This is a genomic window from Gottfriedia acidiceleris (genome assembly GCF_036421055.1).
GTDB lineage: Bacteria > Bacillota > Bacilli > Bacillales > Bacillaceae_G > Gottfriedia > Gottfriedia acidiceleris_C.
The window spans coordinates 203,676-227,540 of the sequence record NZ_JAZGQS010000003.1 but is presented as its reverse complement, the minus strand read 5'-3'; the positions used below and the strand labels follow the sequence as shown (position 1 = coordinate 227,540).

At 32.7% G+C, this 23,865-nt stretch carries 21 protein-coding genes and 1 riboswitch; of the genes, 16 read left to right on the top strand and 5 right to left on the bottom strand.

Annotated features, from left to right (window positions below):
• Positions 1–39 precede the first annotated feature (39 nt).
• From RAH41_RS06000 to RAH41_RS05975, 6 genes are all read left to right on the top strand, one after another.
• Complete coding sequence (locus RAH41_RS06000; RefSeq protein WP_331221255.1) at positions 40–618, top strand: TMEM175 family protein; 579 nt, start codon at positions 40–42, stop codon at positions 616–618.
• Between the two features lie 39 nt (positions 619–657).
• Positions 658–1,005: a VOC family protein gene (locus RAH41_RS05995; RefSeq protein ID WP_331221471.1), complete on the top strand. Its 348-nt coding sequence runs from the start codon at positions 658–660 to the stop codon at positions 1,003–1,005.
• Between the two features lie 317 nt (positions 1,006–1,322).
• A riboswitch (cyclic di-AMP (ydaO/yuaA leader) is annotated at positions 1,323–1,461 on the top strand.
• 7 nt (positions 1,462–1,468) lie between these two features.
• Positions 1,469–1,729, top strand: coding sequence for a hypothetical protein (locus RAH41_RS05990; protein ID WP_331221254.1), 261 nt, complete (start codon positions 1,469–1,471; stop codon positions 1,727–1,729).
• A 182-nt stretch (positions 1,730–1,911) separates the two neighbouring features.
• Entirely contained in the window at positions 1,912–2,595 is a 684-nt protein-coding gene (locus tag RAH41_RS05985) for a response regulator transcription factor (protein WP_331221252.1), read from the top strand.
• Complete coding sequence (locus RAH41_RS05980) at positions 2,592–3,917, top strand: HAMP domain-containing sensor histidine kinase (protein ID WP_331221251.1); 1,326 nt, start codon at positions 2,592–2,594, stop codon at positions 3,915–3,917. Before RAH41_RS05985 ends, RAH41_RS05980 begins: the two co-directional genes overlap by 4 nt.
• A gap of 111 nt (positions 3,918–4,028) precedes the next feature.
• Positions 4,029–7,124, top strand: a complete 3,096-nt coding sequence (locus RAH41_RS05975) for an efflux RND transporter permease subunit (RefSeq protein WP_331221250.1) — start codon at positions 4,029–4,031, stop codon at positions 7,122–7,124.
• A 146-nt stretch (positions 7,125–7,270) separates the two neighbouring features.
• Here RAH41_RS05975 and RAH41_RS05970 read toward each other — a convergent pair whose 3' ends face one another.
• Both RAH41_RS05970 and RAH41_RS05965 read right to left on the bottom strand, forming a co-directional pair.
• Positions 7,271–7,561 (bottom strand): HesB/YadR/YfhF family protein, encoded by a 291-nt coding sequence (locus tag RAH41_RS05970; protein ID WP_331221249.1) that lies wholly within the window; start codon positions 7,559–7,561, stop codon positions 7,271–7,273.
• A gap of 173 nt (positions 7,562–7,734) precedes the next feature.
• Positions 7,735–8,439 carry an FTR1 family protein gene (locus RAH41_RS05965; RefSeq protein ID WP_331221248.1) on the bottom strand — a complete coding sequence of 235 codons (705 nt, stop codon included), beginning with the start codon at positions 8,437–8,439 and terminating at the stop codon, positions 7,735–7,737.
• Between the two features lie 152 nt (positions 8,440–8,591).
• Here RAH41_RS05965 and RAH41_RS05960 point away from each other — a divergent pair, with 152 nt between their 5' ends.
• The 6 genes from RAH41_RS05960 to RAH41_RS05935 all read left to right on the top strand — a co-directional run bounded on the left by RAH41_RS05960 (position 8,592) and on the right by RAH41_RS05935 (position 14,329).
• Entirely contained in the window at positions 8,592–8,927 is a 336-nt protein-coding gene (locus RAH41_RS05960; RefSeq protein ID WP_331221246.1) for an MGMT family protein, read from the top strand.
• A 305-nt stretch (positions 8,928–9,232) separates the two neighbouring features.
• Positions 9,233–9,850 carry a DUF4004 family protein gene (locus RAH41_RS05955; RefSeq protein ID WP_331221244.1) on the top strand — a complete coding sequence of 206 codons (618 nt, stop codon included), beginning with the start codon at positions 9,233–9,235 and terminating at the stop codon, positions 9,848–9,850.
• A 20-nt stretch (positions 9,851–9,870) separates the two neighbouring features.
• Positions 9,871–10,683 (top strand): polymer-forming cytoskeletal protein, encoded by an 813-nt coding sequence (locus tag RAH41_RS05950; protein WP_331221243.1) that lies wholly within the window; start codon positions 9,871–9,873, stop codon positions 10,681–10,683.
• A 262-nt stretch (positions 10,684–10,945) separates the two neighbouring features.
• Positions 10,946–12,622 (top strand): alpha-glucosidase, encoded by a 1,677-nt coding sequence (locus RAH41_RS05945; RefSeq protein WP_331221242.1) that lies wholly within the window; start codon positions 10,946–10,948, stop codon positions 12,620–12,622.
• A 248-nt stretch (positions 12,623–12,870) separates the two neighbouring features.
• Entirely contained in the window at positions 12,871–13,329 is a 459-nt protein-coding gene (locus RAH41_RS05940; RefSeq protein ID WP_331221240.1) for a C40 family peptidase, read from the top strand.
• A gap of 223 nt (positions 13,330–13,552) precedes the next feature.
• Positions 13,553–14,329: a prepilin peptidase gene (locus RAH41_RS05935; RefSeq protein WP_331221239.1), complete on the top strand. Its 777-nt coding sequence runs from the start codon at positions 13,553–13,555 to the stop codon at positions 14,327–14,329.
• A gap of 62 nt (positions 14,330–14,391) precedes the next feature.
• On the opposite strand, the gene RAH41_RS05930 is transcribed toward RAH41_RS05935, so the two are convergent.
• Entirely contained in the window at positions 14,392–14,946 is a 555-nt protein-coding gene (locus RAH41_RS05930) for a thioredoxin family protein (RefSeq protein WP_331221238.1), read from the bottom strand.
• Between the two features lie 128 nt (positions 14,947–15,074).
• On the opposite strand from RAH41_RS05930, the gene RAH41_RS05925 reads away from it, so the two are divergent.
• Positions 15,075–17,471 (top strand): penicillin acylase family protein, encoded by a 2,397-nt coding sequence (locus tag RAH41_RS05925; protein ID WP_331221237.1) that lies wholly within the window; start codon positions 15,075–15,077, stop codon positions 17,469–17,471.
• A gap of 391 nt (positions 17,472–17,862) precedes the next feature.
• Positions 17,863–18,735, top strand: coding sequence for a patatin family protein (locus tag RAH41_RS05920; protein WP_331221236.1), 873 nt, complete (start codon positions 17,863–17,865; stop codon positions 18,733–18,735).
• Positions 18,736–19,316: 581 nt separating this feature from the next.
• Here the strand turns inward: RAH41_RS05920 and RAH41_RS05915 are convergent.
• On the bottom strand, positions 19,317–20,618 hold the full coding sequence (locus tag RAH41_RS05915) for an NCS2 family permease (protein WP_331221235.1): 1,302 nt from the start codon (positions 20,616–20,618) through the stop codon (positions 19,317–19,319).
• A 184-nt stretch (positions 20,619–20,802) separates the two neighbouring features.
• On the opposite strand from RAH41_RS05915, the gene RAH41_RS05910 reads away from it, so the two are divergent.
• Positions 20,803–21,669: an SDR family oxidoreductase gene (locus RAH41_RS05910; RefSeq protein WP_331221234.1), complete on the top strand. Its 867-nt coding sequence runs from the start codon at positions 20,803–20,805 to the stop codon at positions 21,667–21,669.
• Positions 21,670–21,718: 49 nt separating this feature from the next.
• Here RAH41_RS05910 and RAH41_RS05905 read toward each other — a convergent pair whose 3' ends face one another.
• Entirely contained in the window at positions 21,719–21,931 is a 213-nt protein-coding gene (locus tag RAH41_RS05905; protein WP_056471273.1) for a DUF1540 domain-containing protein, read from the bottom strand.
• A gap of 175 nt (positions 21,932–22,106) precedes the next feature.
• On the opposite strand from RAH41_RS05905, the gene RAH41_RS05900 reads away from it, so the two are divergent.
• A complete protein-coding gene (locus tag RAH41_RS05900) occupies positions 22,107–23,831 on the top strand; it encodes a phospho-sugar mutase (RefSeq protein ID WP_331221233.1) in 1,725 nt (574 codons plus the stop codon).
• The last annotated feature ends 34 nt before the right edge of the window (positions 23,832–23,865 follow it).

Below are 23,865 nucleotides of genomic sequence, written 5' to 3'. Positions count from 1 at the left end.
AAATAAAATAAAAAGACAAATAATAAAAGGGAGTAAACAATGAATAAAAATCGGTTGGAAGCTTTTAGTGACGGTGTACTTGCTATCATTATTACAATTATGGTCCTAGAAATTAAGATTCCTCACAGTCCAAATATACAAGACTTATTACAACTTTTCCCAACCTTTCTGAGTTATTTACTTAGTTTCATTTATGTAGGTATTTACTGGAATAACCATCATCATATGATACACACTTTACAAAGGGTGACAGGATCAATAATGTGGGCAAATCTTCATTTGCTTTTCTGGTTATCCTTAATTCCATTTGCATCTGGTTGGATGGGAGAAAACCATTATAAGCCTTATCCAACAATGCTTTATGGTGTAATACTCTTACTGGCAGCAATAGCTTACACTATATTGCAGGGGATCATTATCCAAAAAGAAGGAAAGAATTCAAAGTTAAAACAGGCAATAGGAAACGATTGGAAAGGAAAAGCTTCTGTGGTTTGTTACTTATCTGGAGTTTGCACGTCTTTGATATGGCCTTGGTTCGCTCAAATAATTTATGTAATCGTTGCTATTATGTGGTTACTACCGGATCGTCGAATAGAGAAAGTTATGCAAAGTAAGTAATTTTAAAGAAATTTAAAAAAAATGAGGGATTAAATTATGATGATAAAAGGTTTCGGGGGAATATTTTGGAGGACTAAAAATCTGGATGCTTTAAAAAAATGGTATAGTAAAGTGCTGAATATTGAAATAGAAAATTGGAATGGGACGATTATTAAATCTGATTCCGAAAATGAAACGATCTTTTCGTTCTTTACTGAAGAAGACAGTTATTTTCCAACAGAACAGCAAGTGATGTTAAATTTTCAAGTATTTAATCTAGACGAGACGATTAAGCATCTTGAACAAGTCGGTGTACCTCTTGCAAGGGAAAAAGAGAATAGTGATTATGGTAAGTTTGCTTGGATTAAAGATCCTGAAGGTAGATTGGTTGAACTTTGGGAGAAATAGCCTAGGCTAAGAAAGGGTTGCTGCGGCAATCCTTTTTCTATTTCAAAGAATAAAAGATTCTCCATAGAATAGTATTTTATTTAGTTCCTAAAAAAACTTTTATGAATAAGTAATATTACTTATTCTTACGATATAAAAATTAACAAGGAAATGATTATTATAATGGTCATTTATTGGCCCAGCATTCTTAATTAAAAGACATATTAGTTTCTTTAAGTAGTAAAATAGTTTACAATTTAGTAGTTGAATTGTTATTTAAGTAATATATATATAATTAAATGACCATTGATCGCTGAGTTTTAGTTGAGTGTTTCTTCTATTATTGAGGGACATTTCAATTTGAAGCGGGGGAACCAATTTTTGTGCAATTGTACTTTGGGGTGAATCCTTTTTAGGTAGGGCTACTTTTTAGGTCCGAATCCGACAGCTAACCTCGTAGGCGTGTAGGGAGAAGGTTTCCAATATGATGTCTTATGAAGGCACTGGAGATTTTCCTAGTGTCTTTTTTGCATTCAATTTTGATAAAGTAAGTGGGGGTTATGTAGTGCTAGAAATGTATATATTTGGCGGGATTCTTATTTTAACTATGTTAATAGCAGTATTTATGACTCGTAAGGATTCAGTGGTAGATGATGAAAATGGAAAATATAGATGTGGAAAGTCTGGGAATAGGAAGAGAATCGTTAGAGAGCGAAAATCAGGTAAAGTCGTGAGAATAGATTAATTAATATTGTAGAAAATTACGATTTTAAAATAGGTAGAAAATAAAAACTTCCTTAAGAGAGTGGCCAATTAAGCCATTCTCTTTTTTATATAGTTAGTTTTGGTTTCATAATTCATATTTAGTTCATAATGAGTTTATATAATATGTACATAATTATTTGTAAATGTAAGTAGGTGAATTGATTGAATCATGTAAAAGTATTAGTTGTCGATGATGATCCAAATATTCGGGAGTTAATCTCTATCTTTTTAAGTGGGGAAGGCTATACAGTTATTGAGGCTGAAAATGGTCAAGAAGCATTAACAATACTGGAAGAAAATAATATTCAAATAGTAGTAGTTGATGTGATGATGCCTGAAGTAGATGGATATGAGCTGACAAAAGAAGTTAAAAAGTATTATGATATTCCGATTTTAATGGTTACAGCAAAAGGTGAATCTCAAGATAAATTAAAAGGATTTGATCTTGGGGTAGATGATTATGTTGTTAAGCCGTTTGATCCTTTGGAAATCGTAGCCCGTGTAAAAGCTCTATTAAGAAGATTCCAATTACTATCTGATAAAAATATTTTTGTCGGTAATTTAACGATTAATCAAGTTAAATATGAAATTTCTACGAGTGATCAATCGATTACATTACCATTAAAGGAATTCGAATTATTGTTGAAGCTTGCAAGCCAAGCTGGAAGAATTTTTACGAGAAATGATTTGATTGAGCAAATATGGGGACTGGATTATGAAGGAGATGAACGCACAGTTGATGTGCATATAAAGAGAATACGAGAGCGTCTAAGAGCGTTAAAGGCTACAGTCGAAATCGTTACAATAAGAGGTTTAGGCTATAAATTAGAGGAAAATCACACATGAAAAGCATGTACACAAGATTGGTTTTAATTTTTATTTCAGTTATTTTGTCGAGTTTAGTCATTACTTTTTTTATCGCTTCTAAATACTTTATAAAACATGTTGAAACAGAAGTACAAAGTGATTTAATTGATGTTGGAGAAAATTTTATTTCCATCTATTCTAAACAAGATAATCAAAATGGAGTAGATGCGACCTTAAAAATTCTTAGTAAAAATTTTTATATATCACTGTATGATGAGTCGGGTAAAATTGTTTTGAAAAATACAGCACTAAAAAAGAAGAATATAAAAAAAGAACAAGTATTAAATGTACTAAACAAAAGTGATGTTCAAACAAAAGGATATCTCATCGGTCTACCTTTTAAAAAAGATGAACACGAATATGCTTTATTTATTCAGCCTAATATTGATCGTGGGTTCTTTAAAATGCATAGAGTTGTCTTTTTTAGTTTACTGACAACATTAATCATTGGATCAGTGACATTTTTATTTGTTGCAAAATTATTAGTCAAACCAGTAAAAGAGCTAATTCAGGCTACAAAAGAACTAGCTAAAGGTAACTATGACGTACAAGTAACGATTAAACGTAAAGATGAAATTGGTCTACTAGCTTCAAATTTTAATCTCATGACGAATAAATTAAACAAGTTAGAAGAAATGAGAAGTGAATTTGTTTCGAATGTTTCTCATGAAATTCAATCACCGTTAACATCTATTAAGGGATTTGCAAAGGTTTTAAGAAATAAGCAATTAACGGAAGAGAAAAAGGAACATTATTTATCTATCATCGAGGAAGAGAGTGAACGGCTTTCTATGATGAGTGAAAGATTATTAAATCTAGCTTCATTAGACTCTGAGCAACACCCATTCCTTCCTTCGCCATACAAATTAGATGAACAGATTCGAAAAATTATTTTGGCATTAGAGCCTCATTGGGAAAGTAAAAAGCTCCAATTAGTTTTAAATTTACCACAAACAGAAATAGTAGCAGATCGTTTACTACTTGAACAAGTATGGATTAATTTACTTCAAAATGCGATTAAGTACTCAAATAATGCTGGGTACATTAAAGTTGATATTTTGGAATTAGATCACAACATTCACGTCATGATTAGCGATAGTGGACTAGGAATAAGTAAGGAGGATATTGAGAGGATCTTTGAACGTTTTTATCAAGCAGATCGTTCTAGAAATAAAAAAGGAACCGGACTTGGTCTTTCGATTGTACAAAAAATTATTGAAATACATCATGGGAAAATTGAAGTTGAAAGTGTTGTTGGAAAAGGAACTAGTTTTACGATTATCCTTCCGAAAAACTTGTAGTATCAAAAAGTTCAAATTATGTTCTAAATTGTTCATATTCTGTTCATATAGATTTGATAGACTAATCAAGTATTAGAATTGTAACCAATCGAAAGGGGAAATAGATACATTATGTTTGCAGGCTTAACGAAATTAAGTTTGAAGAACACAATATCAGTTATTATATTAAGTGTTCTTGTTTTAATAGGGGGAATTTATTCTGCCCAAAAAATTCAAATTGAAACATTTCCTGATGTTTCATTTCCAGCAGTTGCAGTACAGGTAGTATACCCTGGTGCATCATCTGAGGATATAGAAACTGAGGTCACTAAACCAATCGAATCAGGTTTAATGAAGCTTGAAAACTATGATCAGTTAACAAGTACTTCAAGTGAAAATATGGCTTCAATCTTTTTGATTTATCCTTTTGGAACGGATATGGATAAAATTGAAAAAGACGTTGATAATGTTATCAATAAAACAAAGTTACCAGATAAAGCAGAAGCGACAGTTCAACGTATTGCGATGGATTCTGCTCCTATTTATCAAGTTGCAATTGCAAATAACGGTCAAGTAAAAGATTTACAACAATCAATTGAAAAAGATTTACTTCCTCAAATTAAAAAAATCAATGGTGTAAGTGATGTAAGTCTTCAAGGAACAAAAGACGAAGAAATTCAAATTGTTGTCGATAATAAAAAAGCTGAAGAAAAAGGGATTTCTTTAGACACAATTAAAACGGCAATTCAAGGTTTAGATTATGCTGTGCCATTAGGATCCGTTGAAAATAATGGAAAAACAGTTTCTGTTCGAATGAAAGGTACGTTAAACTCAGTCGATCAAATCAAAAATACAGTTTTATCTAGTGCAGCTGGTGCACAAATGGGTTCAATGACTCAAGGAGCACAACTAAGTAAAGGTGCAGCACAAGCACAAACAGTAACCCCAAAAAATGTTACTGTTGCTGACATTGCAGATGTAAAAGTAGTATCAGTTCAGGACCAAATTTCTAGATATAACGGAAAAGAAAGTTATATTTTATCTGTATCTCAAACACAAGATTCAAATACAGCTGATGTAGCAACATCAGTTAAAAAAGAAATTAAATCATTTAAGAAAGACAATAAAGTAGAAACGCATGTCATTATGGATAACGGTAAAGAAATCGAGAAATCCGTTAGTTCTTTAATTAAAGAAGGTCTATTAGGTGCGTTATTTACAGTAGTTGTTATTCTGTTATTCTTAAGAAATATTAGAGCGACAATTATTTCAATTTTATCATTACCAATTTCAATCTTTGCAACGATATCAGTATTAAATTCATTGGGTTATACATTGAATATTATGACGCTAGGTGGACTAGTTGTCGCGATTGGACGTATTGTTGATGATAGTATCGTTGTAATAGAAAATATTTACAGATGGAAGCAGCAAAAAGGTAATCAATATAAGAGAAAAGGGATGGCATTATATGCAACTAAAGAAGTAATTGGTGCTATTGCATCATCTACATTTGCAACTGTAGTAGTATTTTTACCTTTAGCATTTGTAAGTGGTATTATTGGAGAATTCTTTAGACCATTTGCTATTTCAGTAGTTGTTTCGATTTTAACTTCTCTAATTGTTGCGATCATTTTAATTCCAACATTAGGAGCAAAATTCTTATCAAAACCATTAAAAGAACACAGTAATGATACTCGTTTTATGAGAGGTTACGAAAAGTTACTTCGTTCGGCATTAAAACGTAAATGGATTGTTATCTTATTATCAATTGTTTTATTAGCTGGTTCATTATCGATGATTCCTTTATTAGGATTCTCATTCTTACCAGGTAATGTAAATAAAACACTCCAAGTGACAGCAACTCTTCCATCGAATAGTACTGTGGAACAATCAAATGTAGTTGCTAAAGAATTAGAAAAATACTTTGCAGATTCAGACAAAATTGACAGTGTACAAGCTACTGTTGGTGGAAAACGTGATTTTATAATGAATATGGATGGTGGCAAAAATAAAGCGATCTTCCAAATCAATCTAAAAGATGGAAAGAACATGAATAAAGAGCTTTCAAAAATCAACAAAGAAGTTCCTCCAATTGTTGATGCGAAAGTAAAAGGTACAACGATCACGGCAAAAGAACTATCTCAAAATGGTCCTCCAACAGGGAATAATATTGATGTAAATTTATATTCTGCAAACTTTAATGATTTAAAAGATGCAGCATCAAAAATTGAAAAAGAATTAAATAGTGATGATCGTCTGAAAAATGTTTCTAATAATTTAAAAGATGTACAACCTAAATTAGAAATTACATTAAACGATAAAGCACGCGATGAAAATATTTCAATGTTACAAGTTATGGGAGCTATTAATGAAAAAATTAATGACGTCGAAATCGGTGAGTACGACTTAAATGGACAAACAAATAAGCTTACTGTAGGTTATAAAAATAAAGCAACTTCAAAAGAAGATATTGAAAAAATTAAATTTATGACTGCAACAGGTCCGAAAGAAATTAAAGACTATGTAACAATTTCTCAAAAGGATGCACCAGTTTCAATCAACCATGATGATGGGAAAATGTATGCATCAGTTAGTGCAGAAGTTAAAGGGAAAGACACTGCAACAGTTACAAAAGATGTAACAAAACACTTAAATAAAATTGATTTACCAAAAAGCGTCGATATGAAAATTGGCGGCGGTTTAGATATGATGACAGATGGATTCAGCAGTCTAGGAATAGCAATGGTAGTTGCTGTTGGATTAGTATTCTTAATCATGAGTATGACATTTGGTGGCTTAAGAACACCGTTTGTTATTTTAACATCATTAATCTTTGTACCAGTGGGAGCTTTCTTAGCGTTATTTATTGGTAAGCAAACACTATCAATGAGTGCAATGATCGGATTATTAATGTTAATTGGTATTGTTGTAACGAATGCGGTTGTATTATTAGACCGTGTTGAACATAACCGTAAAAATGGACTAGAAGTTACTGATGCATTAATCGAAGCTTCAAAAACAAGATTACGTCCAATTTTAATGACAGCATTAGCGACAATTCTTGCATTAGTACCAATGGCCCTTTCAAATTCAACATCAGGCTTAATTTCGAAAGGATTAGCAGTAACTGTAATTGGTGGTTTAACAACTTCAACATTCTTAACATTAATCATCATTCCAGTTATTTATAAGTTAGTAAGCAAAAAGAAAAAGATTGAAGAATAATTGATGAAGAGTGCCTCACTTAAATAGTGAGGCACTCTTTTATATTTAAAACAAAACACTGTTAAATGAAAAACAAAAAAGAGGCTATCTAATAAGACTACCTAACAAAAAGAGCTTAGGCACAAACGCTACCTAAGCTCCTTTGATTATTTCAGTTCATAATCAAAATGTAATTCATTATTTTCATTTACAATTACGTTTAAATGATAATCTTTAAAATACCATAAATCTGTTTCGTTTATAAAATAGACAACGTTATCAATGGTGATAGATTCTCCAATGTCCACAGGTTGTTCTTTCGTAACACCTAAAGAATAGCCTTTATGTATTGTACTATTTCCACCGTATCGCGCGAAAAAACGAACAGTATCTCCTTCTTTTACATTCATCTCATCTTGAAACCATTTTAATGCATCTTCGGAAATTGTAATTTTCATTGTAACCGACCTTTCTTTCTCTTATAAAAATATTATAGTATGAATGTGAAAAACTATACAGAAAAGTGATGTTAAGTACAAAAACTGTAATTAGTATAAAGAAGAAAACCCTCATTAGATTGCAGGTTTTCTTCTCTCATAGAAGTATTTTAGGACAGCAGCCATAGACGAATCTACCCTATTTTTTTGAAAAATGATCGTATGTTGTTTCTAAATAAAATAATTAGTGAAATGACCACAAATCCATAATAGACGATTTGTTCAACTAGTGGGGTAGCATTAATAAAGGAGAAAAGACCTTCAGTAAATACTTTACCTCCAAAGAAAATTAATAGAATACCTAGTAAAGTAAAAATCACTTTTATATTTAAATTAATTGTAGTTTTGATAAATAAATATGCGATTAAGATAGCTGCTATAATTCCTAATAGTATAGAAATCATACCAACAAGGGCGATTGTATGTGCATTGGATAAAACAAACAGAACTAGCTCTAAGCCTTCGCGGATTACAAATACGCTTGCCATTAAAAATAATGAAATACTACTATCTATTATTTTAACTTCTGATTTTAGTTTATCTGAGATATTCATGCTACTTTGACTACTTAACCAGTAAATAAAATAGAAGATTAGCAATGATGCAATTAATTGGATTACACCTTCGATTGTATGTTCAACATTTCCATTTAGTTCGCCGAATGTTGTAAATAAGAAAAATCCAGCAAAAATACTAACTACTACTCCAAGTATCGTTCCGTAAACTACTGACTTAATTAAATGCTGTTTTTTACTCTGAATTAAAGTAATGAGTAAGTACCCGATCACTAAGGAAACTTCAAGGCCTTCTCGTAAAGCTATTAAAAAATTAGCATTCAATTCACTATCATCCTCCCGATAATATTTAAATCTACTAACTAGACTATTCATTAATAGTAGTGACTGACACTATTTTATTAATAAATAGGCATAATAAGTTATGTGGTAAAATTAATATAAAATAGCAAAATGTGAATTTTAGAGGGGAAAAAATGGAATCTTTTACTAGTAGCGCAATAGAAGTTATTAAAAATATACCATCAGGAAAAGTAATGACATATGGTCAAGTTGCAAAATTGGCGGGAAGTCCAAGAGGAGCTAGACAGGTTGTAAGAATCTTACACTCAATGGGACAAAAATACCAATTGCCATGGCATAGAGTGATAAATGCTAAAGGTGAAATTGGAATCCAAGATGAAGAAGGATTTTTAAGGCAAAAGCGTTTCCTCCAAAAAGAAGGGGTCAAATTTACGAGCGAGAGAACCATTGACTTGAAGGAATATCAAGTAAGTGTAGTTCTTGAGAAAGAAGATGTGGATTTAATTTAGGATGAAAGATAAGGACGATCCTAACTAGATAAATGTACAATAAGATTGCTACTTAAAATTCATTCATAAATTGTAGAATACTCGATGTAATAGGCAATTCTATGGAAAAAGTATAAGTACAATAACGTCTCTGTCTTAAAAGCTCGTCAATCGACGAGTTTTCTTTATATGAAAATGAATTTTATTAAAACAATGTTACGCATAATATTGTTGTGAAATTGAATAAGTAAATATAAAAAGTGGTACAATCGACTACTTTACAATAAAACATTGTTTTGTTATACTCGTGTCAGGAGGAGTGTCATATGAGTGAAGAATTAATTTCCAAAAAAGATTTACTACAGCTTACAGGCATATCGTACGGGCAGCTTTATAGATGGAAAAGGAAAAATATCATTCCTGAAGAGTGGTTTATGAAAAAATCAAGCTTCACTGGACAGGAAACGTTTTTTCCAAAACAGAAAATTTTGGATCGGATTGAAAAAATAAAAGAGTTGAAGGATGATCAATCATTAGATGATATTGCTAAAGTGTTTTCAATCAATGAAGAAATCGTTTCTAATCGTGGGAATGCTACTTTATCTTTGGAGCAAATCCCGAAACAAGTCTTACAAATATATCAATCACTTTTTCCAAATACTAAATCAGAGCATTTAGGTACGGTTCAACTATGTTCATTACTTTTTGTAAACGAGTGGCTTTCAAATGGAAGTGTAACAATAGATGAAATAAAGCAATTTTTAAATTTAGTAGAAACGCATAAAAACCAAATCAACATGGAGGAAGCGACTGTCATTTATATTCGAAAATTTGGTATGGGTACATGGATTATTGGAAATCAACATGAGACGTTTGTTGATCAAAAGGATTCAATCTTAATCAATGTTACTCTCTCGAGCTATTTAAATAAATCAATTAAATAAATTATGGAGGAGAGATTATTGTGAGCGTGCAATCAAAGCAGAATGCAATTATTAACGGTTCTGGAACAATTGGTACTGGCAAATATGATGACGTTAGAATTAGTGGAAGCGGACGAATACTTGGTGATATTTTTTGTCATGAAGTGAAAGTAAGTGGCTCAGCAAAATTCAATGGAAAAGTCGAAACTGATTATTTTAATTGCAGTGGGAGCGCTAAATGTCTAAGTGATGTAGATGCAAAAAAAATGAGTGTCAGCGGATCGGCTTCAATTGATGGAAAAGTTTCTGGTGGAGATGTGAATGTTAGCGGTAGCTTTAAAACAAAGGGCGACTTAAATGTTCAAAGTATTAATGTTTCAGGCTCAATGAAAACGACAGGAATAGTAAAGGCTGAAGTAATTACTGTAAAAGGATCGCTTTCTACAGAAAAAGGTTCTGAATGTGAAGTGTTTACAGCTAAAGGTCACTTATCTATGAATGGATTATTAAATGCTGAAAACGTAAAAATTACTCATGGGGGATTTGGCTATTTACCTCATAGTGGATTTAGCTATATACCTGAAATTGGTGGAGAAACAATAGAAATTAGTCGATTCGATGAAAATAATATATTTACACGTGTTTTTACTAAACTTTTTAACAATCGAATGAACTTCAAATCAGATATAATTGAGGGAAGTGCAGTAAAAATTGATTATACAACAGCAAGTGTAGTTCGAGGAGATGCTGTAACAATTGGACCAAAATGTGTAATTGACCTTGTGGAATATACAGAAGATGTTCAAATACATCCTTCAGCCAGGGTAAAGGATGTTAAGAAATTAGAACAATAAGCGGCTTAAGGGAAATCCTAAGTTGCTTTTTTTTTGCTTTTTGTGCAAACGGCTTTTAAAATCTGGCAGCATAAGGGAGTTAGAATAGAAAGTTCTAATAAAGTGTAATCTGGCTCTTAATTTCTGTTATTGAACTATAGTTAGTTGAATGTTAAGATAATAATGTGCAAACGGTTGCAATAAAATTGTACTTAAATATTATTGATGGCTACTAATATAGTCAATACTGAAAACGCTTTTATGCATTTGGAGGAGAGAGATTATGACAAATCAAAGTTGGTGGAAGGAAGCGGTTGCTTACCAAATTTATCCACGTAGCTTTATGGATTCAAATGGTGATGGAATTGGTGACTTAAGAGGTGTAATTTCGAAATTAGATTATTTAAAGGAACTCGGTATAGATGTTATTTGGATTTGTCCATTTTACAAGTCACCAAATGATGATAATGGCTACGACATCTCAGATTATCAAGACATTATGGATGAGTTTGGTACAATGGCTGATTTTGATGAGTTATTAAAGAATGTTCACGAAAGAGGAATGAAGTTAATTTTAGATTTAGTAGTCAATCATACAAGTGATGAGCATCCTTGGTTTGTAGAATCTAAAAAGTCTAAAGATAATCCTTATCGAGACTACTATATTTGGAGAGAAGGAAAAAAATCTGGCCATGAGCCAAACAACTGGGAAAGTATTTTTGGTGGATCTGCATGGGAATATGATGAAGCAACAGATGAATATTTCTTACACTTATTCTCAAAAAAGCAGCCTGATTTAAATTGGGAGAACAAAGAAGTAAGACAAAAAGTCTATGACATGATTAATTGGTGGTTAGATAAAGGAATTGACGGTTTCCGAGTAGACGCAATCAGTCATATAAAAAAACGACCAGGTTTTCCAGATATGCCAAATCCAAAGAAAGAAAAATATGTGGCAAGCTTTGATATGCACATGAATCAAGAAGGAATTCACAAATATCTGGATGAGCTAAAACGTGAAACATTTGATAAATATGACATTATGACAGTCGGTGAAGCAAATGGTGTAACAACGAAAGATGCTCACCTGTGGGTTGGAGAAAAAGAAGGAAAGTTCAATATGATTTTCCAATTCGAAAGTTTAGATCTTTGGAAGAAAACCGATGAAACTGAAACTTCAATCGCTGATTTAAAAGAAGTACTTACTAAATGGCAAATCGGTCTAGAAGGGTATGGATGGAATGCATTATTTATAGAGAACCATGATATACCTAGGGCAGTTAGTACATTAGGAAACGATGATAAAACATTTTGGAAAATTTCAGCAAAAGCTATTGGAGTCATGTATTTCTTTATGCAAGGAACACCATTCATTTACCAAGGACAAGAAATTGGAATGACAAATGTTCATTACACATCAATCAATGATTATAATGATGTAAGTGCAAAAAATATGTATCATACCATGATTGAAAATGGTTCAACTGAACAAGATGTTCTAGACATTTTATGGAAAACAGGCCGTGATAATTCTCGCACACCTATGCAATGGAACGGTACAAAGAATGCAGGATTTACAACAGGTAAACCTTGGCTTAAAACGAATGATAACTTTAATGAAATAAATGTTGAAATCCAAGAAAAAGATGCAGACTCGATTTTATCATTCTATAAAAAGATGATCACATTGCGTAAAGAAAATAAGGCACTAGTTTATGCACCGTATGAATATCTAGACGTTAAAAATGAACCTATTTATGCCTATACTCGAAAAGGTGAAAAAGAAACATTCCTAGTCATTACAAATTTATCATCAGAGAAACAAAAATTTACTTTACCGAAAGAACTTACGAAAAAGAATGCAGAATTAAGCTTAACGAACATTGAATTAACTGATTATCAATTAGTTGAAAACATGGAATTTAAACCTTTTGAAGCTAGAGTTTATCGTTTAATTTAATTGTATAGTATTTACTAAACAGACTGTCTAATGACAGTCTGTTTTCATTTTGTACTGAATGGTCGGACCTTTTTAACACTAGATTTATATAGCTGTCGAATGATCGTCATTTTTACTACATATTTATGGCAAAAACCAACAGGGTTTTGTAGTATTACAAACACTTCGACAATTTGTAACACTCCTGTAATGGCTTTCAAAATTGTATTTTGTTAGACTAAAATTAATCAATGAAGGGGGAGAAAGAGATGAAAAAGCAAGTCCTTATAGCTTTCGTATGCTTACTGAGCATGGTATTTTTTACGACTAAATCACAAGCAGCATCTACATATAACCCATACTCAAAGAAAAATCAGGTAACAAAAATCGCTAAACAATATACTGGAGTGCCTTATCGTTTTGGTGGTACAAGTACTAAAGGTTTTGACTGCTCAGGTTACGTAGGGTATGTATACAAAAAAGTAGGTACTACATTACCTCGAACAGCTAAGTCAATGTATACTGTTAGTTCAATTGTTAAAAAGCCAGTGCCTGGTGATTTAGTTTTCTTCAAAAATACATACAAAAAAGGTATTAGCCACGTAGGAATTTTCATGGGAAATAATAATTTTATTTCAGCGACTTCAAGTAAGGGTGTAGCTGTTGTAAGTCTTTCTAATTCTTATTGGAAACCTAAATTTGCTGGCTCAGGTAGTGTAATTAACTAAACATAATAATAACTGCAATTTACTTTTCTTAAGAATGGTAGATTGCTTTTTTTTGTACTTAAAAAGGATAGATTGGCAGTCAGGAAGAGTATTTGAGGTAGTTATCAAATTACCTCTGTCTCCGCTAACGGCAAGTATTCTTATTTTTTCATAAAGTATTCTTTTTTAATAAATAAGTAGATTATGTTCCAATGATATAATGATCCTTAACTAAACTAGTTGAATGACTATAAAGGAGTTGGTAATCATAGCATTAGTCTACTTTACTTTTTTTGTATTAGGTCTAGTATTTGGTTCTTTTTTTAATGTTGTTGGGGTAAGAGTACCTATCGGGAAATCGATTATTTTACCGGGTTCCTCGTGTTCAAATTGTGGACATAAATTGAGTGCGTTAGAATTAATACCGGTATTTTCGTTTTTACTCCTAAGAGGGAAATGTCGAAGTTGCGGCTTAGTTATTTCCAAACAATATGTATTATTTGAAATACTAACAGCTATGTTATTTGTTTTTTCCATCTATGAATTTGGTTTTCATAAAGAGTTACTGATCGCTCTTTCGATAATATCTTTATTAATCATTATTGTTGTTTCTGATGTGAACTATATGATTATCCCTAATCGCATTCTACTATTCTTTTTATTTATTTTTAGTTTTGAACGAATCTTATTTCCATTGGATCCATGGTGGAGTAGTATAGTAGGTGCGTTAGGAACATTTATGATTTTGCTTCTAATTAATGTGATTACTAATGGTGGCATGGGGGGAGGAGACATAAAGTTATTTAGTGTGCTAGGAATAATTTTAGGTTGGAAACTAACCCTTATTGCATTTATGCTTGCATGTTTTTCAGGCAGTATTTACGGGTTAGTTGTAATATTGTCTGGAGAATTAAAGCGGCGTAATCCGATTCCTTTTGGTCCATTCATCGCAATGGGTGGATTCGTTAGTTACTTTTATAGTAAAAATCTAATAGAAATCTACAATCTAATTTTTTGGTAAGAAAATATATAAAAAGGCTATTTAATTGAAAAATAGTTCAACTAAATAACCTGTACTTTTTATTATGAGAATAATTTCGCTTCTACACTATTAATTACTGAATTCCAGTATTTTTTGTCTTCTACGAAGTTTGTTCGAATCGCTTTAAAAACAGCAGTTTGTTTTTCTTGGAAACTTGGATCATCTTTATCTGGAAGCTCTTTTTTCATTTCAACAACAATTTCTTCAATCTCCGCAGAACGTGGACCCCATACATTTACTTCATCCCCTTTTTCATCCATGAAAACAAAAATTGGTATAGAACGAGATTTACCATTTGTTAAATATTGATCCATTAATTCTAGGTTTTCATCTCGAATTAAATATCTAGTATCGATATTAGCTATTTCCATCATTTTCTGTATGACAGGTACATTAAGTAGTGCATCTCCACACCAATCCGCAGTTAATGTAACAACCTTCCAATGACGATTCTTTAATTGTTCAAGTTTTACTTGTGTACTTTCAGGAATCGTAATTTCATTATAGATTTTTAGTAGTTCTTCTTTATTTACATTCATTGCTTCTACATATTCTTGAAAAGTCATGCCTTTTTCGAACCAAGAATTTAATGACATTTCCATACACTCCTTTAATGTTAATAAATAGTATTATACCCTATTCGTCATAAGAAGGAATGCAATAAGACTTGCAGAATTAATATACAGTATATGTTTTATATGCAGTTTAAGCAGGAGGGAGAAAAATGAGTGCGCCTATTGAGATATCAAAAAATCGGAAGCGCTTTCCGAGGTGGATTAAAGTTACATCAACTATCTTAATTGTTATCGTCTTAATCGTTGCGGGAACCGGCCTTTACTTAACAAAGAAATCATTACCAAGCATTAAAGGAAATTTAACGATCAGTACGTTAAACCATAAAGTAGAGGTAGTTAGGGATGCTAAAGGAGTACCTCATATTAGTGCTAAGAGTTTGCATGACTTGTATGTTGCGCAAGGCTTTGTAACTGCACAAGATCGATTATTTCAAATGGATTTAAGTAGGAGACAAGCATCCGGACAATTAAGTGAAATAATTGGTGATGCTACAGTAGAGCGCGACTCATATTTTCGAACGCTTGGTTTAAGAAGAGCTGCTGAAGCTTCTTACAGTAAATACGATAAAAATGGACAAAATGTATTAAATTGGTATGCAGAAGGCGTAAATGCGTACATAAAATACGCAATAAATGAAAATAAACTACCAGTTGAATTTAAAATTTTAAAGTATAAACCAACTGAATGGACGGCAATTGACTCACTAGTAATTGGTAAATATATGGCATTTGATTTAGGCGGTCACTGGAATGAACAAGCATTTCGTTATTATACTATGAATAAATTTCCAAAGGATAAGGCTTTGGAGCTATTCCCTTCTACTAATGATATAGAGCCGTATATTATTCCAAGCAATACTTCAAAAATAGACGTAGAAAAGAGCTTTGCTAGCGCAATTATTCCACCTGTTTGGAATGGAAGTAATGACTGGGTTGTTAGTGGATCTAAAACTAAGTCAGGTAAACCGTTATTAGCAGATGATCCTCATTTAGGATTAGCGACTCCAGCAATATGGTATGAAACTCAATTAAAATCTGGTGATATGAATGTAAGTGGTGTAATTTTTGCAGGGGTACCGGGAATCATAGTTGGTCATAATGAACATATTGCCTGGGGAGTAACAAACGTAGGACCAGATGTACAAGATCTATACATTGAAAAAAGAAATCCAAATAAGCCAGACGAGTTTTTATATGATGGCCAATGGGAAAAGGCACAGGTTATAAATGAAACAATCAAAATTAAAGGACAAAAGAATAAGGTTTTACCTGTTATGATTACGAGACATGGTCCAGTGATTTCGGAATTTGCGAGCGATGCTGGAAAAGATACTGTATTCTCTTTACAATGGACAGCACTACAACCAACAACAGAGCTAGAAGCTGTTTTAAAATTTGACATTGCAAAGGATTGGAATTCGTTTAAAGAAGGATTAGCTTTATTTGAAGCGCCGGCCCAAAATTTCGTATTTGCATCGAATGACGGAACGATTGCCTACAGAGCGAATGGTAAAATTCCAATCCGTAAAAAAGGTGACGGGCTAATGCCGGTGCCAGGTTGGACTAGTGATTACGGTTGGAAAGGCTATATTCCATACGAAGAACTACCAACAATCGTTAATCCAAAGGAAGGATTTATTTCATCTGCAAATAATAAAGTAGTAGATGATTCATATCCATACCATATTTCAAATTCCTGGGCTCAACCTTACCGTCAATTACGCATTCAAGAAGTATTAAAAAAGAATGATAAACTGACTGTTAATGATATGCAAAAGCTACAAATGGACGAAATGAACTTACAAGCGAAAGAACATGCACCGAAGTTTATTAAATCAATAAAACAAAATAAAAATCAATTATCATCTTTTGAAAAATCAGCTTTAAGGGAACTTGAAAAATGGAATTTTATAGATGATAAAGATGAAGCTTCTCCTCTCATCTTCCAAATGTGGATGTCTCAAATAAATAAAGCATTGTTCGATCAACAAATCTCAAACGATATGATGGATTTATTTGGAGACCGCAAAGTCGTAGTCGATCAAATGCTACGTGACAGCTTAAATGGGAAAAAAGTAATCTGGGTTGATGAACAAGGAGGAATTGATAAACTATTATTAAAAACTTTCAAATCAACAATTAAAAATATTAGCAAAACTGACGGTGAAAATGTAGCTAAGTGGAACTGGGGTGATCACCATAAAGTTGCTTTCGAACACCCATTATCCAGTATTAAAATCTTAAGCTATTTCTTTAATGCAAGAGATCCAATCCCAGTAGGAGGCAGCTCAACTACAGTTAAAGCAGCAGGATACGATGACCAAGGAATCGTAGACCATGGTGCGTCTTGGCGAACTGTTGTAGACTTTTCAGATTTAAGTAAATCAGAAAACGTAGTTGGACCAGGACAATCCGGGAACCTCGGAAGCAAATGGTATAGTGATCAAATGGAAGATTGGGCAAATGGAACATATCATACTACTTCTTTGAAAAGTGTTAAAGGTGTTAAAGAAATATTCGAACCGGGAAAAACAAAGAAGGAGTAGGAATGCAGAAAGAGAAAGGCAAAAAAAGGACAGACCTATAGGAGGTCTGTTTTTTGTTTGGGAAGTGAGAATGTAGTGATTTAGATAGCATTTTTTAAGGAAACCGAGCAATTATTTGAAAAATTGAATAGGGATGGTGGAAACGAATTAATTTTATGGGATGAGCGGGGAGATTGAGTATTATAATTGCGATACTTGGGAATTTAATTGCGATACCCGATTTTTAATCGCAGCTTCGAGGAATTTAACACTATAAAGCTTAAATCAAACAAACTAAGAACTGAAATCCTTGTCCTCCACACAACGCTAATTTCTTCCCTTTCATCAACTCATATAATAAAATATTTAAATAGATTGTCTTAAAAAATTTGAAAAAAGGGGGGCTGTGAAAATGAATGGAATGGGTTTAGTTCTCGAAGGTGGAGGAATGAGGGGGATTTATACTGCTGGTGTTCTTGATTATTTTCTTGAGCAAAATATAGAAATTCCTTATGTGATAGGTGTTTCTGCGGGTGCTTGTATGGGTACTTCCTATCTATCAAAACAACATGGTCGTAATAAACGAGTAAATACGGAATTTTTACAGCATCCAGATTATATTTCTTTTAAAAATTTAATTCGTAATAAGCAGCTTTTTGGTATGGACTTATTATTTGATATTATTCCTAATGAGTTAGATCCTTTTGATTTTGATTCTTTTTATAATGCTGAGCAAAAATTTGTAGTTGGCACGACTGATTGTGTTACAGGAGAACCTGTCTATTTTGATAAAGATCAAATTGTAGAATCAACAGATATGTTAAATATAATTCGGGCATCAAGTTCTTTACCGCTAATGGCCCCAATCATTCAGTTTAATGATCATTTCTTGATGGATGGTGGCATTGCAGATCCGATTCCAATCGGCAAATCTGAAGCGGATGGTAATTTTAAAAATATAGTTGTTTTAACTAGAAATGCTGGTTATCGTAAAAAGCCTTCAAAAGGAACTTGGTATTTGCAAAAAAAGTATAAAGATTATCCAGGACTTGTTCAGGCCGTACTAAATAGGTATGAAGTTTATAATAAGCAACTTGAATATATTGAGGAGCAAGAAAAAGCCGGAAATATATTAGTCATTCGTCCTATACAAAAGTTAAAGGTTAGTCGAATCGAACGGAAAAAAGAACGATTATTAGAGCTTTATAAAGAAGGCTATGAAGATGCTAAGCGACTTCGTGAACAAATTTTAGGTTTTATATCGTATGAAAAAACGACCTGTTAATCAGGTCGTTTTAATATGTTGAAAATCAAACGATTTAAACTGATTGAAAACGCTTGTCTTTAAAAGTACGAAATGTACTATAAAAGCGAGCGTTTGCATCAGTTTGATCAACCTGTTAAATTCAGGTTGTTTTTATGGGGGAGGGAGAAAATCAATTAATCCTTATTATTATTATTTTTGTTGTTATTATTGTTCATCATGTTTTTCATCATCATTTCAAACATTACCATATCGACACCTAAACACGGATTCATACAGCCACACTTACTTTTTCTTCTAGTACAACAGCATCTGCATCTGCAGTGACAATCATGGTGATGGCAATCACAATGATCTCGATGGCAATCATCACAATCGCAACGTCTTCTTCTGCAATCGTCACAATCACAGTCATTACGTCTACATCTACTTGAGTTCATGTTGACTTGATCTTGGTTGTTCCACATCGTAGAACACCTCCTTAATAATCTACATAAACAAAGTATGCATAGATGTCCCATCAAGGAAAGGCTAGTACCTAAATAAAAAATAAAAAAGCACATTAATCTTTTTAAAGATCATGTGCCTTGAAATATTTATTATTAATGTGGGAAGAAAACCAATTGGATTAAGAATAAAATACCAAATATATAAATAACTGGTTTAACATTTTTTGCTTTCCCTTTAACGAGTTTTAATAATGGATAGGTAATAAACCCAAGTGCAATACCTGTTGCAATACTTGATGTAAGTGGCATTGTGATAATAACTAGGAATGCAGGGAATGCTTCTTCAAAGTTATCCCACTCAATATGACGAACACTACCCATCATTAGGCAACCTACTACGATTAATGATGGTGATGTAATTGCTGCTACACCAGAAATTGAATTAACAAGTGGGCTAAAGAATGCTGCAAAAACGAATAGTAATGCAACAACAAGTGCCGTTAAACCTGTTCTACCTCCAGCTGCAACACCTGCTGTAGATTCGATATAAGCTGTTGTTGGTGAAGTACCAAACATAGCTCCAATTGTAGTACCGAATGAATCAGATAGCATCGCACGACCAGTACGTTTTTCATCTTTCTTATTTAATAAACCAGCCTGTGAAGCTACACCTAGGAATGTACCTGTCGTATCAAAAATTGTAACTAATAAAAATGAAAAGACAACTGAATATAGTCCATAATGAATGACATCTGAAGCTGCTGTGATTGGATTAGCAACAATGATCCCTTCAGGTAATTTAGGAAAAGAGAATATACTTCCTTTAATGTGTAATTTTCCAGCTAATCCTGCGATGATTGCTGTTGCAGCCATTCCGAAGAATAAAGCTCCATTTACATTTAAGGCAAATAAGGTAATTGTAATTGCAATTCCGATAATAGTAAGGACTACACCAGGAGAATGGAGATTTCCTAACCCTACAAGATTATCTTTGTTAGCAACGATTATACCTGAAAGACGTAAACCTATAAATGCGATAAATAATCCAATTCCAACACTAATTGCATGTTTTAATGTATTTGGAATTGCTTCTATTAAATGCGTTCTAAATTTAGTTAAAGATAAAATAACGAATAAAATACCCGTAATAAATACAGCTGAGAATGCTAAATGATACGAAATGCCATGTGCTTTTGAAACAACTGAATAGGCAAAGTATGCATTCATTCCCATTCCGGGTGCAATTGCAATTGGATAGTTTCCGAACAATGCCATAAATAATGTTCCCACTAATGTTGCAATGATTGTTGCAGTAAATGCTTGGTTAAATGGAACACCAGCATCAGATAATATAATAGGATTAACAATAATTATATAAGCCATAGTTAAAAATGTGGTAAAGCCGGCTATGATTTCTGTTTTAACGGTTGTGTTAGCCTCTTTTAATTTAAACATACTAGATCTCCTTGTAAAATACGAATGATATACTCAACAGTTATTAATAATATTCGTTTTATTTTGAAAGTGCAAGTTTTTTAATTAAATTAACAACTTTTAACAAATTCAATGATGTTTAGTATTCCTCAAAGTGCGATTTGGGCATGCTAAATCTGAATTATTTAAAAGGAGGATGTAGTAAATGAATCAGAAACAGTTTCCGACTAAATTTAATCCGCAACATCAAAATAAGCAACCAGGTATCGAAAAGGAAATGACGCCAATACCTATTTCAGATGATCCAAACTACACACAAAGTGGTAAATTAAAGGAAAAAGTAGCTATTATTACTGGTGGAGATAGTGGAATTGGAAAAGCAGTTGCAATACTCTTTGCAAAAGAAGGGGCATCAGTTTTTATTCCGTATTTTGATGAGGATGTTGATGCACAAGATACAAAGAAATTTATAAATGATTTTGGTGGAAATTGTGAAATAATGAGATGTGACATTCGAACAGAGGAAGTTTGTAAACAAATTGTTCAAAATGCAATTCAAACCTTTGGGAAAATTAACATTTTAGTGAACAATGCTGCTGTACAATATCCACAAAAGAATTTGGAAGACATTACAGAAGAGCAATTAAAGAAAACATTTGAAACGAATATTTTTTCAATGTTCTTTTTATCAAAAGCTTGCCTTCCACATATGAAGCAAGGAGACTCTATAATAAATACGACGTCAATAACTGCTTATAAAGGACATGATCAATTATTGGATTACTCTGCAACAAAAGGAGCGATTGTCACATTTACTCGTTCACTTTCTACAAATCTTGCTCAAAAGGGAATTCGTGTTAATGGTGTAGCTCCCGGGCCAATTTGGACACCATTGATTCCAGCAAGTTTTGACGAACAAGAAGTAGCAAAGTTTGGTAGCACAACGCCAATGAAACGAGCTGGACAACCAGTAGAGCTTGCACCAGCTTATCTTTATTTAGCAAGCAATGAAGCTTCCTTTATTACCGGACAAATCATTCATGTTAATGGTGGAGTAATTGTGAACGGTTAAACGAATAAAATGGTGCCATATACGAAAAAATGTAAATGGCACCATTTTATTAATATTTAGGTCGAAACGTGTGACAGCAAGTTTCACCACTATGTACAGCAGAAGTAGTAATCTCGCCGTCTAAGACTGCATTTTGAATTGTTAAATCAAAGTCATTAGAGTATTCGTATGCTTCGGTTTGAACAAGAATTGAGTCTGCTTGGCAAAAGTTTCCCTGCCCCCAAAAATTACAATTTGCAACACTACATCTAATTTCTGGCATAAACTCACCCTCCTTTAGTTTTTATTTTCTACATACTTTTCAAACTCATTCACAATTAAAATAGTGCAATTATAGAAATTTTAGTGAGAATATTGTAAACTTTTGTTATATATAGAAGGAGTTTGTAAGACTTTTATCGAATCTGAACTCTGATTAAGTATAGGAGGAGAACAAAATGAATTGGGAAACAACATATGAAAAATGGATTCAATCACCGACATTAGATCAAGAACTTAAAGAACAATTAATTAATCTTGAGAATAATCACCTTATACTTAAGGAAAGCTTCTATCAAAATTTAGAATTTGGAACTGGTGGAATGCGCGGAGAAATCGGACCTGGAACGAATCGTATGAACATTTATACAATCCGAAAAGCATCAGCTGGTTTTGCAAAATATATTGAAAGCTTTGGAGAAGAAGCAAAAAACCGTGGAGTTGCAATTGCTTTCGATTCTCGTCACAAAAGTCCTGAGTTTGCAGTGGAAGCAGCTAAAACACTTGCGACTCATGGTATTAAGGCATATGTATTCAAAGAATTACGTCCTACACCAGAATTATCATTTGCTGTACGTCAGTTAAACTGTTTCGGTGGAATTGTCATTACGGCTAGTCATAATCCACCTGAATATAACGGATTTAAAGTTTATGGAGATGACGGAGGTCAATTACCTCCAGCTGCTGCAGATCAAGTAATTGAGTACGTTAATTCATTTGAAAATGAGTTAGAAATTGAAGTGAATTCAGAAAAAGAATTAGTTGAAAAAGGACTAATACATAGATTAGATGAAGAAATGGACAAATTATATGTAGAGCAACTAAAAACTGTTGTTGTTAATAACGATTTAGTTCAAAAACATGGTAAGGATTTAAAAATTGTCTTTACTCCATTACATGGTACAGCATTACTACCTGCAACGATGTCATTAAAAGCAGTTGGCTTTGAAAATGTAACAATTGTTGAGGAACAAGCAAAAGCAGATCCAAATTTTACAACTGTAAAATCACCAAACCCTGAAGAACATGCAGCATTTGAATATGCAATTCGTTACGGTAAAGAGATTGATGCAGATGTATTAATTGCAACTGATCCCGATGCTGATCGATTAGGAATCGCTACAAAAAATGAAAAAGGCGAATATGTAGTCCTTACTGGAAATCAAACAGGAGCATTAATGCTCCACTATTTATTAAGCCAACAAGAAGTACCTGCAAATGCGCTATTACTTAAAACAATCGTTACATCTGAATTTGGTCAAGTAATCGCATCAAAATTCGGTGTTAAAACAATCGATACACTTACTGGATTTAAGTTTATTGGTGAAAAAATTAAAGAATATGAGCAAACAAACGAATACTCATTCTTATTTGGTTATGAAGAAAGTTATGGCTATTTAATTAAACCGTTTGTTCGTGATAAAGACGCAATCCAAGCAACAGTACTTGCTGCAGAAATAGCTACTTATTACAAAACAAAAGGTATGACTTTATATGAAGGTTTAAATAGCCTTTATGAGCAATATGGCTACTACTTAGAAGGACTAAAATCATTAACATTAAAAGGGATTGAAGGTACAGAAAAAATCCAGTCGATTTTAACAAATTACCGTCAAAACCCTCCTGTTGATATAAATGGTCTAAAAGTTGTTACGGTTGAAGACTATAAACTTCAAGAGAAAACAACTTTAGAATCAGGAGGTAAAGAACAAATACTTCTACCAAAATCAAATGTATTAAAGTATCAACTTGAAGACGGTTCATGGGTATGCTTACGTCCATCTGGAACTGAACCAAAAATCAAGTTCTATTTCGGAATTGTAGGACAATCTCGTCAAGATAGCATCCAAAAATTGGATAGTTTACAACAAGCATTTATGGAAAAAATTGAAGTATTAGTCTAAAAAAAGAGCGACTATTGAGTCGCTCTTTTCATTT